Annotated in this window: 14 protein-coding genes; 9 read left to right on the forward strand and 5 right to left on the reverse strand. The window is 62.0% G+C overall.

The genetic code is table 11. The features are described from left to right. Nucleotides 1–22: 22 nt before the first annotated feature. Nucleotides 23–988, forward strand: coding sequence for a quinone oxidoreductase family protein (locus ACK6BI_RS22325; RefSeq protein WP_409318752.1), 966 nt, complete (start codon nucleotides 23–25; stop codon nucleotides 986–988). Here ACK6BI_RS22325 and ACK6BI_RS22330 read toward each other — a convergent pair. After that, nucleotides 975–2,204, reverse strand: coding sequence for an MFS transporter (locus ACK6BI_RS22330; RefSeq protein ID WP_409318753.1), 1,230 nt, complete (start codon nucleotides 2,202–2,204; stop codon nucleotides 975–977). The genes ACK6BI_RS22325 and ACK6BI_RS22330 overlap by 14 nt on opposite strands. Before the next feature lie 203 nt (nucleotides 2,205–2,407). On the opposite strand from ACK6BI_RS22330, the gene ACK6BI_RS22335 reads away from it, so the two are divergent. The 4 genes from ACK6BI_RS22335 to ACK6BI_RS22350 all read left to right on the forward strand — a co-directional run bounded on the left by ACK6BI_RS22335 (nucleotide 2,408) and on the right by ACK6BI_RS22350 (nucleotide 6,217). Further along, nucleotides 2,408–3,754, forward strand: a complete 1,347-nt coding sequence (locus ACK6BI_RS22335; RefSeq protein WP_409318754.1) for an epoxide hydrolase family protein — start codon at nucleotides 2,408–2,410, stop codon at nucleotides 3,752–3,754. 85 nt (nucleotides 3,755–3,839) lie between these two features. Next, complete coding sequence (locus tag ACK6BI_RS22340; RefSeq protein ID WP_409318755.1) at nucleotides 3,840–4,883, forward strand: alpha/beta fold hydrolase; 1,044 nt, start codon at nucleotides 3,840–3,842, stop codon at nucleotides 4,881–4,883. 24 nt (nucleotides 4,884–4,907) lie between these two features. Further along, a complete protein-coding gene (locus ACK6BI_RS22345; RefSeq protein ID WP_409318756.1) occupies nucleotides 4,908–5,417 on the forward strand; it encodes a cytochrome P460 family protein in 510 nt (169 codons plus the stop codon). 23 nt (nucleotides 5,418–5,440) lie between these two features. Next, nucleotides 5,441–6,217 carry an alpha/beta fold hydrolase gene (locus ACK6BI_RS22350; protein ID WP_409318757.1) on the forward strand — a complete coding sequence of 259 codons (777 nt, stop codon included), beginning with the start codon at nucleotides 5,441–5,443 and terminating at the stop codon, nucleotides 6,215–6,217. A gap of 42 nt (nucleotides 6,218–6,259) precedes the next feature. On the opposite strand, the gene ACK6BI_RS22355 is transcribed toward ACK6BI_RS22350, so the two are convergent. Continuing rightward, entirely contained in the window at nucleotides 6,260–7,474 is a 1,215-nt protein-coding gene (locus tag ACK6BI_RS22355; protein WP_409318758.1) for a CynX/NimT family MFS transporter, read from the reverse strand. 133 nt (nucleotides 7,475–7,607) lie between these two features. On the opposite strand from ACK6BI_RS22355, the gene ACK6BI_RS22360 reads away from it, so the two are divergent. The 3 genes from ACK6BI_RS22360 (at nucleotide 7,608) to ACK6BI_RS22370 (ending at nucleotide 10,791) form a co-directional block, all read left to right on the forward strand. Next, a complete protein-coding gene (locus tag ACK6BI_RS22360) occupies nucleotides 7,608–8,423 on the forward strand; it encodes an AraC family transcriptional regulator (RefSeq protein ID WP_409318759.1) in 816 nt (271 codons plus the stop codon). Nucleotides 8,424–8,556: 133 nt separating this feature from the next. Continuing rightward, a complete protein-coding gene (locus tag ACK6BI_RS22365; RefSeq protein ID WP_409318760.1) occupies nucleotides 8,557–9,306 on the forward strand; it encodes a creatininase family protein in 750 nt (249 codons plus the stop codon). A 66-nt stretch (nucleotides 9,307–9,372) separates the two neighbouring features. Then, nucleotides 9,373–10,791, forward strand: coding sequence for an aldehyde dehydrogenase family protein (locus tag ACK6BI_RS22370; protein ID WP_409318761.1), 1,419 nt, complete (start codon nucleotides 9,373–9,375; stop codon nucleotides 10,789–10,791). A 57-nt stretch (nucleotides 10,792–10,848) separates the two neighbouring features. Here ACK6BI_RS22370 and ACK6BI_RS22375 read toward each other — a convergent pair whose 3' ends face one another. The 3 genes from ACK6BI_RS22375 to ACK6BI_RS22385 form a co-directional block, all read right to left on the reverse strand. Continuing rightward, a complete protein-coding gene (locus tag ACK6BI_RS22375) occupies nucleotides 10,849–12,282 on the reverse strand; it encodes a catalase (RefSeq protein WP_409318762.1) in 1,434 nt (477 codons plus the stop codon). A 117-nt stretch (nucleotides 12,283–12,399) separates the two neighbouring features. Further along, nucleotides 12,400–12,816, reverse strand: a complete 417-nt coding sequence (locus ACK6BI_RS22380; protein ID WP_065260065.1) for an organic hydroperoxide resistance protein — start codon at nucleotides 12,814–12,816, stop codon at nucleotides 12,400–12,402. 21 nt (nucleotides 12,817–12,837) lie between these two features. Beyond that, nucleotides 12,838–13,263 carry a hypothetical protein gene (locus ACK6BI_RS22385; RefSeq protein ID WP_225875070.1) on the reverse strand — a complete coding sequence of 142 codons (426 nt, stop codon included), beginning with the start codon at nucleotides 13,261–13,263 and terminating at the stop codon, nucleotides 12,838–12,840. Nucleotides 13,264–13,561: 298 nt separating this feature from the next. On the opposite strand from ACK6BI_RS22385, the gene ACK6BI_RS22390 reads away from it, so the two are divergent. After that, on the forward strand, nucleotides 13,562–13,972 hold the full coding sequence (locus ACK6BI_RS22390) for a hypothetical protein (protein WP_409318763.1): 411 nt from the start codon (nucleotides 13,562–13,564) through the stop codon (nucleotides 13,970–13,972). The last annotated feature ends 32 nt before the right edge of the window (nucleotides 13,973–14,004 follow it).

Consider the following 14,004-nt stretch of genomic DNA (forward strand, 5'->3'; position numbering starts at 1 on the left):
CCCTGTGACAAGGCAGAATCTTATGAAAGCAGTGGTCATCCAGGCATTTGGCGGGCCCGAAGTCTTGATGGTGCAAGACATTCAACTGGCACAACCGGGGCCCGAACAGGTCCTGGTCAAGGTCATGGCGGCGGGTATCAATTTCATGGACACCGGTGTCCGGCGCGGCCTCGGCGCTGCCTGGGAGCTGCCGCTGACGCCGGGGGCGGAAGGCGCCGGTATCGTCCTGGCCACCGGCCCGCAGGTGACGGAGTTCAGTGTCGGTGACCGCGTGGCCTGGCATTACGTGCCGGGCAGCTACGCCGAACAGGTGATCGCTCCGGTCAGCCAGTTGGTGCCGTTACCGGACGAGATCGACTTCGTCACCGCCGCCAGCCTGATGATGCAAGGCCTGACCGCCAGCAATCTGGTGGACAAGGTGCATGCGATCCAGCCGGGTGACGTGGCCTTCGTGCACGCGGCGGGCGGTGGTGTGGGGCTGATGCTGACGCAGTTGATCAAGCTGCATGGCGGCAAGGTCATTGGCCGGGTGTCTCACGCCGACAAGGTGGAGGCCGTACTCGCGGCGGGTGCCGATTACGCGGTGATCGGGCGGGCGCACAACATTGCCGGACAGGTCATGCGCCTGACGGAGGGAAAGCGTGTGAATGTGGTGTACGACGGTACTGGCGCGCAAGGGTTTGCCGACTCGCTGGAGATGCTGGATTACTTCGGCACCCTGGCTTTGTACGGACCGTTCATGGATCCGACACCGCCGATCGATATCTTCAGCGTGCCGCGCAGCATCAAGCTGACGTATCCCTCGGTCATGCACTACGTTCGCGATCGCAAGGTGCTGCTGGAAAAATCCCGGCAACTGTTCGCGTGGGTCAGTGCCGGCAGGCTGAAAACCTTCATCGGCAATCGTTATTCGCTGGACGAAGCACAACAGGCCCATATTGATATCGAGTCGCGCAACACGACGGGCAAGCTGATCATCGTCCCTTAGTGCCACGCCAGATCAGCAGGGCCGCCAAGACCTGGCTAACGGAGAAAAACGTGAACAGGTGTTGTGCGGTCCATCCGGCATCCAGCAGAAAACCGGCAACCACCGGCGAAATGATCGCCCCCAGACGCCCCATCGCCAGTACCAGGCCGACGCCGGTCGTGCGAATCGACGTGCAGAACGCCTGAGGGGCCAGGACATACAAGGCAGCCACCGCACCATTGAGCATCAGGCCAAGGGTGACGGCCATGAGTGCCGCCAGGCCGGGTAGGTGCGAGGCCGGCACCATCAATGGCAGCAGGGCAGCGTTGAGCAGCAGGAAACCCGATAACAGACGTTGGCAGCCGAAGCGATTGGCCGCGAGGCCCAGAAGCAGGGCGCCGAGCATGCCCCCGAACGCCAACAGCACCCCGATCCGGGCGCCTTGTCGGTCGGTAAAGCCGTTATGGACCAGCAGGCTCGGGGTCCAGCTCATCACGAAGTAGAAGCAGAACATCAGCAGAAAGAGCGCCAGTGCCAGCGATGTGGTCTGTTGCCACTGACCGGGCGCAAACGGTCGGCGGGCGTTGTCGGGCGACGCTGGAGCGCCGGGCGCGCGGTGTTCGAGTGCCAGAAATGACGGCGACTCTCGTAGCCAATGGACGCCGGCCAACGCTGCCGCCAGCGTGATGCAGCCACCGGCGAGAAAGACATACCGCCAGCCCATCAAATCATTCAGTACATGCGCCAGTAACCCGCCCAGGCTGGCGCCCATGGCGAAGGCGAGGGATTGCAGCGCGATGGCCAGATTGCGCCGCTGCGCGCTGGCGTGTTCGAACGTCAGCACGTTCGCCCCCACCAGCACCGCCCCCGTGCCGATGCCGGTCAGCAAACGCAGGAACATCAGCACGTGATGATCCGGACTCCAGAACGACAGCAACATGCTCAGGCCGCTGAGCAGCAGACCGGCGAGCAACAGCGGCCTGCGACCGAAGCGGTCGGCCCTGGGCGCGGCCAGCAGCGAGCCGAGCGCCATCCCGACCAGACTTGCGCTCAACAATAGGCCCAGTTGCGCGCCGCTCAACACCCACTCCACAGAAACGCGACTGGCAGTGAAGGCCATGGCCATCACGTCCAGTCCGTCGATCACGTTGAACAGCATGCACAGCCCGATCACCCACCACTGCGAAGTGGTCGATGGCGTACTGCTCAGGCGTTCGAGCGCTGTGTCCCCACGCATCCGCAATCCTTGTTCCGCTCTGTCAATTAAATGGGCCGTTTCCCCGCCGCATTCTGCCCGTTAACCGCTGCTGAATTCGAGCGCGATTTTGCGCGTCATACCAAGGTATCGACCGACACCAACGTGTAATCGCGGCGAGGGTGTCGGGGTGGTCTGATCCGATTGGCGATGCCTTTCGAATAATGACTACAAGGAGATCCATCATGGTTGCGGTTATGTGCGGTTCCACATGGCGCCATTGCCTGGCGTCAGCCATCAGAAGAGGGGCCCTGGGCCTTGCCGTGCTCGCAGGCAGCAGCGCGGCCTGGGCCAGCAGCGCGACCCCCGATCCGTCGCAAGCGATTCGCCCGTACCACGTTCATGTGGATGAAGCGAAATTGACTGACCTGCGCAAACGCATCGCCGACACCCGTTGGCCCGACAAGGAAACGGTCAACGACGTGTCCCAGGGTGTGCAGCTGGCGCAGGTCGAGGCCCTGGTGAAGTATTGGGGCAGCGGTTATGACTGGCGCAAGGCCGAGGCGAAACTCAATGCCTTGCCGGAGTTCGTGACCACGATCGATGGCGTCGACATTCAGTTCATCCACGTGCGTTCACGCAACCCCAATGCGATGCCGCTGATCCTCACCCACGGCTGGCCGGGTTCGCAATTCGAGTTCCTCAAGACCATCGGCCCGCTGACTGACCCCGTGGCGTATGGCGGCAAGGTCGAGGACTCGTTCGATGTGGTGATCCCGTCGATTCCCGGTCACGGTTTTTCCGGCAAGCCGACCGAACTCGGCTGGGGTCCGGATCGGGTTGCAAAGGCCTGGGATGTGCTGATGAAACGTCTGGGTTATACCCATTACGTGTCTCAGGGCGGCGACCACGGTTCGGTGATCTCTGATGCATTGGGTCGTCTGGCGCCGCCCGGTCTGCTGGGCATTCACTTGAACATGCCGGCCACCGTGCCACCGGAACTGGTCAAGCCGATCAATGGCGGTGACCCGGCTCCGGCAGGGCTGAGCGGTCCGGAACTGACGGCGTTCAACTCGCTCAGCCAGTTCTTCGGGCGCAACGCGGCCTATGGCGCCATGATGGTGACCCGGCCACAGACCATCGGTTATCTGCTGGCCGATTCGCCTGCCGGCACGGCGGCGTGGATGTATGAAAAGTTCGCCGCGTGGACCGACAGTGACGGTCAGCCCGAGAAAGTCCTGAGCCGCGATGAAATGCTCGATGACATCAGCCTGTATTGGCTGACCGACAGCGGCGCTTCGTCCTCCCGTTTCTACTGGGAGAACAACAACAATAACTTCAGCGCCGCCGCGCAGAAGACCGCGGACATCAAGGTGCCTGTCGCGATCACCGTGTTCCCACACGAAATCTACCGCGCGCCCAAGGTCTGGTCGCAGCGTGCCTATCCGTCGCTGGCCTACTTCAGCGAGGTCAGCAAGGGCGGTCACTTCGCGGCCTGGGAGCAACCGCAATTGTTCAGCGAAGAACTGCGCGAAGCCTTCCGGCCACTGCGTGCCGCCGCGCAGAAAACCATGGCTCAGGCAGCTCGCTGACCTTTTGATCCGCAAGCCTTTCAACCCCAAGCCCTTCAACCAAAGCCCGGAACCGCCGCACGGCGGTTCACGGTGGAGACTCGGCATGACTGACTCTGACGCTGTAACCCCATCCCGGCGCGTGCTCGCCGGTTCGATGCTGGCAATTGCCCTGGCTGTCGTCGCGACATACGCCGGCGCCACTGAAGTGCCTGCCGGCAAGATCGACGCCATTACCGCCGGCAGCAACGTTTCATTCGACGCGCTGAAACACGTCAAGGCCGGACTGCTGGACGTGTCGTACGCCGAAGTCGGCCCCGCCGACGGGCCGGTGGTGATCCTGCTGCACGGCTGGCCCTACGACATTCACAGCTACACCGACGTCGCTCCGGCGCTGGCGCAAAAGGGCTATCGGGTTCTGATTCCCTATGCGCGCGGTTATGGCGATACGCGCTTTCTGTCGGCCAAAACCGTTCGCAACGGACAACCCTCGGCGCTGGCCAAGGATCTGATCGACTTCATGGATGCCCTGAAGATCAAGCAAGCCGTGCTCGGCGGTTACGACTGGGGTGCACGCACCGCCGATATCGTCGCCGCGCTCTGGCCGGAACGGGTCAAAGCGCTGGTGGCGGTGAGCGGTTACCTGATCGGCAGCCAGGACGCCGGCAAGGCGCCGTTGCCTCCCGCCGCCGAGTTGCAGTGGTGGTATCAGTTCTACTTTGCGACCGAGCGCGGTCGTCTGGGTTACGAGAAAAACACCCATGACTTCGCGAAACTGATCTGGCAATTGGCGTCGCCGAAATGGAACTTCGACGATGCGACCTATAACCGCAGCGCGGCCGCCTTGCAGAATCCGGATCACGTCGCTGTGTCGATCTTCAACTACCGCTGGCGCCTGGGGCTGATCAAAGGGGAAACGCAATACGATCCGCTGGAGAAAAAACTGGCGGCGTTCCCTTCGATCAGCGTGCCGACCATCACCCTGGAAGGTGATGCCAATGGCGCGCCGCACCCACCGGCCGAGGCGTATGCCAAGCGTTTTACCGGCAAATACGAATACCGGCTGATCAGCGGCGGCATCGGTCACAACCTGCCGCAGGAAGCGCCGCAGGCCTTCGCTCAGGCAGTGATCGATGCCGATCATCTCTGATAGCCGGCCTGAGGGAATCCGACGATGAAACTCAACCATTGGGCCGTGTTGCCGACGGCCATTGCGCTCGCGGCACTGGCAGCCACGGGCGTCGCTCTGGGCGAAGCCGATGACGGTGATGCTTCGCCGATCTACGGCGTGAAGCTGCCGAAAAACTATCGTCAGTGGGCGCTGATCGCTCCGGCCCAGGAAGCCGCGCCGCTGGATGAATTGCGCGCGGTGCTGGGCAATGATCGGGCGATCAAGGCTTACCAGAGTGGGACGTTGCCGTTTCCCGACGGCACGGTGCTGGTCAAGTTGGCGTGGAAACACGTGCAGTCCCCGGAGTTCGAACCCGCCTCGATTCCGGGGGCGGCCACCACTGTCCAGGTCATGGTCAAGGACTCGCGACGATATGCCTCGACCGGCGGCTGGGGATTCGGCCGCTTCATCAATGGCAAGCCTGCCGATGAAGCCCAGCACCAGACCTGTTTCGCCTGTCATCAGGCGCGAGTGCAGAACCACGACTTCGTTTTCACCCGATACGCCCCCTGATCCATCACACAAGGAGTTGTCACATGAAAAGAACATTGACTGCACTGACCCTCGCGGCCGGCCTGTGCCTGGGCGTGAGTGCCTTCGCCCAATCCGCCAAACCGACCGTGGTACTGGTGCACGGCGCCTTCGCCGATGCGTCGAGCTGGAACGGCGTGGCGAAAATTCTCGAGAAGGATGGCTACACGGTGATCGCCGCCGCCAACCCGTTGCGCGGCGTCAAGAGCGATGGCGCAGCGGTATCGGCATTGTTGAGCAGTATCCAGTCGCCGGTGGTGCTGGTCGGTCACTCCTATGGCGGCAACGTCATCAGTGAGGCGGCCAACGATCATGCCAATGTCAAGGCGCTGGTTTATGTCAGTGCCTTTGCCCCCGAGGCCGGTGAAACCGTTGCCGGACTCGCCGGCAAGTTTCCCGGCAGTACCCTCGGGCCAACGCTGGCGCCACCCGTTGCGCTGGCCGATGGCGGCAAGGACTTGTACATCCAGCAGAGCAAGTTTCACGATCAGTTCGCCGCCGATGTCCCGGCTGCACAAGCGGCGTTGATGGCCGCGACCCAACGCCCGGTCACCGAAGCAGCGCTGAACGAGCAGGCCGGGGCGCCTGCCTGGAAGCACATTGCGTCCTGGTACATCTACGGCGACAAGGACAAGAACATACCGCCCCAGGCGATGGCGTTCATGGCCAAACGTGCGGATGCCAAGGCGGTCGAGGTGGTGAAGGGCGGCTCTCACGTGGTGATGGTGTCGAACCCGGCACCGGTGGCCCGGCTGATCGAGAAAGCGGCGACGGCCCTCTGAACCTCGGCGGTGCACCCGGGTGCACCGCCGTTTTTTATCCGTTCAGGCAGCGGATATCTGCGGTGACTTCGTCGGGGCCCGTCCGAGCAGGGGCGTGATGCCGAGCATCAGCAACAGCACCGCGAACAGCAATGCATACACCGGGCCGAAGTGTCCGGTGTGTTCGCGCAAGGCACCGAACAGCAGCGGCCCGAGCGCGGCGATCAGGTAACCGACGAACAGCATGAACACCGTCCACAAGCCGGCCTGTTCACTGGTGCTGGCGTGATCCAGCGGCAAGGTCATGGCCACGGTGAAACCCATGCCCAGACCGATGGCTGCGAGCACCACGTACAGCATCGGCCAGTACGCCGGCAGGAACGCCATGCCGCCCACCCCGAGCAGGGCCAGCAACGCCGACAGCCCGAGCAAACCTCGCCGGTCGTGGGCCTTGCCCGGAATCAGTCCCGCACCCACGCTGGCGACGGCGAACATCGCGGTAAAAATGCCCAGCAGGATGCCCGGGGGCACACTCGACATGGCCGCTTCCACCGACGCAGGTGCCATCCAGGCGAAGAGGGCGTAGACCACGAACTGACCGGCACCGAAATTCAACGCGATCAGCCACGCCTGCGGATTGCCCCACGGCAGACGTTTGCTCGGGTTCGACGACGATTTCACCGCTGGCGCTGGTGTCGCAAAACGCCGTGCCATCCACATCCAGCTGGCGATGGCGGTGAGGCACAGCACGCTCCAGCTGCCGGCGCTGATCCGCCAGTCCTGCGCCAGCTCGGCAATCGGCACACTGAACACTGCCGCGAGGGTCGCGCCCACGCTCAGACCACCGGCATAGATGCCCATGAACAGTGCCGGTCGTTGCGCAAAGTGGGTCTTGATCCATGCACCGGTCATGGCGCCGGCGACCGCGATGCCGATGCTGGCAAGGAACGTGCTGCCGAGCAGGAAAAAAGCATTCGGCGAGATTGCCCGCAGCAACGTGGACGCGCCCAACAATGTCAGGGCGACCACCACACTGCGATCGATCCCGAAGCGCCTGGCCAGGCTCGGCACCACCAGCGCGAACACGCCCATGCAGACGTCGGGGATGGAAGTCAGCAACGCAGCCTGAGTGTAGCTCAATTGGAAGTGTTGCTGGATCAGCGTCAGGATCGGTCCCACCGAAATGATCGGCGGACGCAACGCGATGGACAGGATCAGCAGGCCGATCACCGCCGTGACGCTTTGTGGGGGAGCGGAGAGATTACGCGTGTTTGCCATGGAAAAAGCCTCATTGCTTAAGAATGAGCGCAAGGCTAACAATGGGCTCGCAATGGAAAATGCCAGGAATTGTCGCCAAAGTGACAATCGCTGCATGAGGCGATCAAGGTCTGTTTTCAGGAGAGTCCACTTGATGAAACGAGAGGTGCGAAAGGTCATCGCCAGGCGTGAATCCGCGCCGCGCAGCGAACGTTATCCCGACTACCGGGATGTGCCACGGGTGATGACCGTGCTGGTGCGCGATCAGGCCACTGGCGAGTACAACGAACCGCATGTGCATCGTCATGGGCAGTTGCTGTACGCCTCAAGCGGCGTGATGCGGGTGGCCACTGAACGCGGATTGTGGATCCTGCCGCCGAAGCGGGCGTTATGGATTCCGCCAGGGGTGACCCACGATCAGTTGATGCTGAGCGCGGTCAAGATGCGCTCGATCTACATCGAGCCGCAGGCCTGCGCCGTGCTGGGCCCGCACTGCAAAGTGCTGGAAATCCCCGGACTGTTGCGCGAGTTGATTCTGGCCCTGGCCGACCAGCCGATCGAATACCCGCAGGAGGGGCGCAACGCGCACATCGTGGCGTTGATACTCAGCGAACTGCAGGGGGCGCGGACGTTGCCGATCGAAGTGCCGTGGCCGCTCGACAGGCGACTGGTCACGGTGTGCGAGGCGATCCTGCAGGATCCCGGGCAGGACCACTCGATGGGTTATTGGGCCGACCGGGTCGGCGCCAGTCCGCGCACGCTGATTCGCCTGTTCGTCAATGAAACCGGCCTGAATTTCCGCCACTGGCTGCAGCAGGTGCGGCTGGCGACCGCCATCGACCGGCTCGACAAAGGACAGTCCGTCGGGGTGATTGCCCGGGACCTGGGTTACGCCAGCCAGAGCGCCTTCAGTGCGATGTTCAGACGAGTGATGGGCGAATCGCCCCGTGAGTTTCTCGTGCGCGATTAGCGCCGTCCGGCGTTTCCGATACCTTTGTATTCTGTCGTCGAAGGGAGTCGGGTGTTATCAATGCTTCTGCAATGCAGGTGATTGAAAACCCGCCCATCGTTCCGCAAGGAACCTTCGAAGAGAGAGAAGCCTGATGCTTTTATACCTGTCGACCTGGTCCGAAATCGCGCAATTCCTCGAACGCAGCCGCACCATCGTCATCCCGATCGGTTCCAACGAACAGCACGGGCCCACCGGCCTGCTGGGCACCGACTGGATGTGCCCGGAAATCATTGCCCACCAGGCGCAGAAGAGCGCCGACATCCTGATCGCCCCGACATTCAACATCGGCATGGCGCAGCATCACCTGGGTTTTCCCGGCACCATTTCGCTCAGACCTTCGACCTTCATCGCCGCCATCGCGGACTGGACGCGTTCGCTGGCCGCCCATGGTTTTGAAAAGATCTTTTTCCTCAATGGCCACGGCGGCAACATCGCGTCAATCGAGGCGGCGTTTTCGGAACTGTACGCCGAAGCGAGTTTCGCCCGACGCAAAGCCGGGTTCGCTCTAAAGCTGTGCAACTGGTGGGACCTGGAAGGGGTGAACGAGCTGGCGCGTGAGCAGTTCCCGACCGGCCATGGCATTCATGCCACGCCTTCGGAAATCGCCGTGACCCAATGGGCGTACCCCGATTCCATCAAGTCGGCGGACTACTCGCCACAAATCGCCAATTGGGGGCCGATCCGTGAAGCGGCGGACTTCCGTGCCCGTCACCCGGACGGTCGCATGGGCTCGGACCCGGCCCAGGCCTCACCGGAAAAGGGCCGGCAACTGGTGGAAATGGCGGCCCGTGGTCTGGTGCAAGAGGTGCAGGCCTTCAGCCGTGAATCATTACCCGACTGAGCCGTCGCCCTGACCAACGCCCGGATTTTCCGGGCGTTGCTGTTTCAACCCTTTGGGAATATCGACATGTGGACTATCAAGCACAGCTACATCGATGGCGCATTCGTGCCCGTTCAGGGCCGCGAAACGATCGAATGCATCAACCCGGCGACGGAAGCAGTCATTGGCACCGTCACCCTGGCCAACCGCGACGATGCCAGGCAAGCCATCGCTGCTGCCCAGCGTGCACAGATCACGATGGGCGGTACCTCGAAAGCCGAGCGTATCGACATGCTCAAGCGCCTTCAGGCGGCGGTGCTGCAGAGCACCGACGAAATACGCGACACCGCCATCGAGGAATACGGCGCACCGTTGGCTCGTGCGCAATGGGTCAGTCAGTACGCGTCGCAGTCCTTTGCCAACGCAGCGCAGGTGCTGGAGAGCTACGAGCTGGTCCGGTCTGTGGGCCATGCAAGGGTGATTATGGAGCCGGTCGGGGTGTCGGCGTTGTTCGCCCCCTGGAACAGCACCGCCGGTACGGTATGCAGCAAACTGGCGGCGGCGATTGCCGGCGGTTGTGCCACGGTCATCAAGCCGAGTGAGCTGAGCCCGTTGCAGACCCAGGTGCTCGCGCTCGCCCTGCAACGTGCGCAACTGCCCAACGGGGTGATCAACATTGTCTTGGGCCGTGGGAGCGATGTGGGCGACGAAATCAGCACCAGCCCGCACATCTCGAAGATCTCGTTTACCGGCTCCACCGCCACCGGAAAACTCATCGCCCGCGCCGGCATCGAGACGATGAAACGGGTGAGCCTGTCGCTCACCGGCAAGTCGGCGTCCATCCTGCTAGACGACGCGGATCTCGAAACGGCCATCCCCATGGCGCTGAATGGCGCTTTCATGAACAACGGTCAGGCCTGTGTCGCCGGTACGCGGCTGTTGGTCCCGCGCACGAACTTGCCGCAGGTGATCGAGCGGGTGAAAACCCTGGTCGACGCCATAGTGGTCGGTAATCCCCGTGATCCGGCGACCGCCATGGGCCCGATGGTCAACCAGGCGCAGTTTGATCGCGTGCAGGGTTTTATCCGGCGCGGGCTGGAGCAGGGCGCCCGGTTGGTCGTCGGCGGGGAGGGCCGGCCTGCCGGGCTGAGCCAGGGCTATTTCGTGAAACCCACGGTGTTTGCCGACGTCAGCAACGACATGGACATCGCCCGGGAAGAGATTTTCGGCCCGGTGCTGTCGATCATTGCCTATGACGATGAAGAGGACGCGGTCCGCATTGCCAATGCCAGCGTCTACGGTTTGCAGGCCTATGTGTTCACCCGCGAGGTGGAACGTGGCCGACGCATCGCTACGCGTCTGGAGGCCGGTTCGGTGTTGATCAACCGGATTGCACCGGAGCTGCTTGCGCCGTTTGGCGGGGTCAAGCAGTCGGGGATTGGCAGGGAATTCGGGGTGTCGGGGCTGGAAGCGTTTCTTGAAGCGAAAAGCATCGTAGAGGACTGACAACGACAGCAGGGCCGGCAGGATCAATCCTGCTGGCCCTGCTTGCATCATTGCGGATCAGCCCAGTGCTTCGATGGCCTGCGCAACGCCTGCACCGTACGCCGGATCCGCCTGGGTGCAGTGGTCGATGTGTCGTTGTTTTGACTCTGTGCTGGCGCCATGAATCGAGCGTGCAGTGTTATCGAACAGGGCTTGTTTCTGGGCCATTGTCATGGCCCGGAACAGCGTACCCGGTTGTGAAAAGTAATCGTCGTCCTCGCGGTGATTCCAGTGTCCGGCGCTGCCTTTGAGGGCCAGCGGTGGCTCACTGAAATCCGGTTGTTCGACCCATTGGCCATGACTGTTGGGTTCGTAGCCGGGGGCGCTGCCCGCGTTCGAGTCGGTGCGCATCTGGCCGTCCCGGTGGTAACTGTTGACCGGGCAGCGGGGGGCGTTCACCGGAATCTGATGATGATTGACGCCGACGCGATAGCGCTGGGCATCGCCATAGGAATACAGGCGGGCCTGGAGCATCTTGTCCGGTGAAAAGCTGATGCCGGGCACCACGTTGGCGGGGTTGAAGGCTGCCTGTTCGACGTCGGCGAAGTAGTTGTCCGGATTGCGGTTGAGTTCGAGCACACCGACTTCGATCAGCGGGTAATCCTTGTGGGGCCAGACCTTGGTCAGGTCGAAGGGATTGAAGGGGCAGGTGTCGGCGTCCGCCTCGGGCATGATCTGCACAAAAAACTTCCATCGCGGGAAGCGGCCTTCCTTGATGGCGGTGTACAGGTCGCGCTGGGCGCTTTCGCGATCATCGCCGATCAATGTCGCGGCTTGCTGGTCGGTGAGGTTCTCGATGCCTTGCTCGGTTTTCCAGGTGAACTTCACCCAGAAACGCTCGTTCGCCGGGCTGATGAAACTGAACGTGTGGCTGCCGAAACCATGCATGTGCCGGTAAGTGCGCGGCAATCCGCGATCACTCATGACAATCGTCACCTGATGCAGCGCCTCGGGCAGCAGCGTCCAGAAATCCCAGTTGTTGCGGGCGCTGCGCAGGTTGGTTCGAGGATCGCGTTTGACCGCGTGGTTGAGGTCGGGGAATTTCAACGGGTCACGCAGAAAGAACACTGGTGTGTTGTTGCCCACCAGATCCCAGTTGCCTTGCTCGGTATAGAACTTGATGGCGAAGCCGCGAATGTCACGTTCGGCATCGGCGGCGCCACGCTCGCCGGCCACGGTGGAAAAACGCACGAAGATATCGGTGGTTTTGCCCACGCCGGAGAACAGCGTTGCCTTGGTATATCGACTGATATCGCGGGTGACGGTAAAGGTGCCGAATGCCCCTGAACCCTTGGCGTGCATGCGTCGTTCGGGAATGACCTCACGATCGAAATGCGCCAGTTTTTCCAGCAGCCATACGTCTTGCAACAGCACCGGGCCTCGGGGTCCGGCGGTCTGCGAGTTGTTGTTATCCACCACTGGCGCGCCGGCGGCGGTCGTCAGCTTGTTCATGCGCTACTCCTGGCTTTTGTTGGTTTGCCGCCATCACATCAAAAGCCTCGGGGTGCCCTCTATTGCACCTTGGTGTCGCTGCAGGAAACGGGGGAATGGCCGGACATTGCAGTGTGATCAGGCGAGGGTGATGCTGACATTGACGTTGTTGCGCGTGGCCTTGGAGTAGGGGCAATTCTGGTGCGCCGCTTCGATCAGCTGCTGTGCCAGTTCCGGCTCGATTTCCGGCAACGATACAGCCAGACGGGCCTGCAGGAAGAACCCGTGCTCTGCGTGTACGAGGTCGACATGAGCCTCAACCCCGGCGTTTGCCGGGAAGCCGATCCTGCGCGCGTTGCAGGCGTGGCGCAGGGAACCGAGAAAACAGGCTGACCAGCACACCGCGAACAACTGCTCGGGATTGGTTCCGGTCCCGGGGGCGCCCGGAGGAGAGAGCCTGAGATCCAGTCGACCGTCGTGACTGCGTGCGGTCCCTTCACGGCCTCCTGTGGTGCAGGTGTGAGCGGTGTAGAGCGTTTTCTCGATGTTGATCATGGGCATTCCCTGGTGAAGATTTCACTGCGTCGAACGATCGATGCAGGCTGCGCGCGCAGTGTCGTTGCGTTCCGTTGGCGACACGCACGCCAGCGGTGGGGAAGCGGTTGTCGTGGCCATGTCCCGTTTGCCCAGGTTGATGAGCAGCGTGGATCTTGCAATCTCGATCAGCCAGGCCCGAAACGGAAAGTCGGGGTCGTGCCGGGCCTGTTCCAGATAAAGCATCTTGAAGGCTTGCTGAACGAGGTTGCCGGTGTCCTCGCGGCTGATCCGCCCGGCCTGGACCTGGCCCTCGTAAAAGGCGATGAGCAACGGCGTCACGGTCGCGAACAACTGTTGTGATTCAGCCCTGTCATGCCGGACGGCGCCGGTGACCAGGGCATACAGTTCGTCGTTGCCGAGCCGGTCGGCCTCGCACAGGCACTGTTGGCGATAACCTTCAGCCATGATCGGATCCCTCGCAAAACCATCATTCGACCGAGCGAAGCGAGCGAAAAGATTCGCAGGGAGCCTCGCGCTCGGCGGTGAGATTCAAGCCTGCCTTCAGCGCTCCATGACTGCCAGTTATGCGTTGTTAGCGCTTGTTAGCAACCGGCTGTGGCAGCACGTTGCACGGTGATTTTTTTGCTGGCTGGCCAAGACGCTGCGCGGGTTTTCGATGGCCTTTGCCTGGAGAAACGGCGGGGAGGTGTTCGGGCATTTTTGACATCCCTGTCTCTTTGCCATCGTCACGATGACATAGGAAATGTCTGATATTTATTTCGCAAAATTCCTACATTTTGTTTGCCTCACCGGCAAAAAACGTGGTTATTATCCGCCGGCGCTCCGGGTCACAAACCCGGCGCCAGAAGATTGCCGTGCGTCTACAGGCCCGGCAGTCGCAGCCGATCGGGACCACCCTGGCGCTGTCACCCACCGCGCAGGTTGTTCCTCGTCGTTGACCCTCAAATGGAAGTCGAGGTTTCAATTGAGCACGCGGTTTGCAATTGACGATGCAGTGGACAAGGCGATCGATCTCGCCATCGGTCCTGGCAATTCTCCAGCTGTTCATGCTGATCGCGCTGCGATGTTCTTCGCCAGCTCATCTCCCCCCGGTTTCCTGTGCGCGTGTGCGTGCGACGTGAGTCTGCATGCGCGTGCCGCGCCATCTTCCTGAATTCGAATGACCGAACCGGCACTTGATGCCGG

This window comes from Pseudomonas sp. KCJK9016, assembly GCF_046231795.1.
Lineage (GTDB): Bacteria > Pseudomonadota > Gammaproteobacteria > Pseudomonadales > Pseudomonadaceae > Aquipseudomonas > Aquipseudomonas bananamidigenes.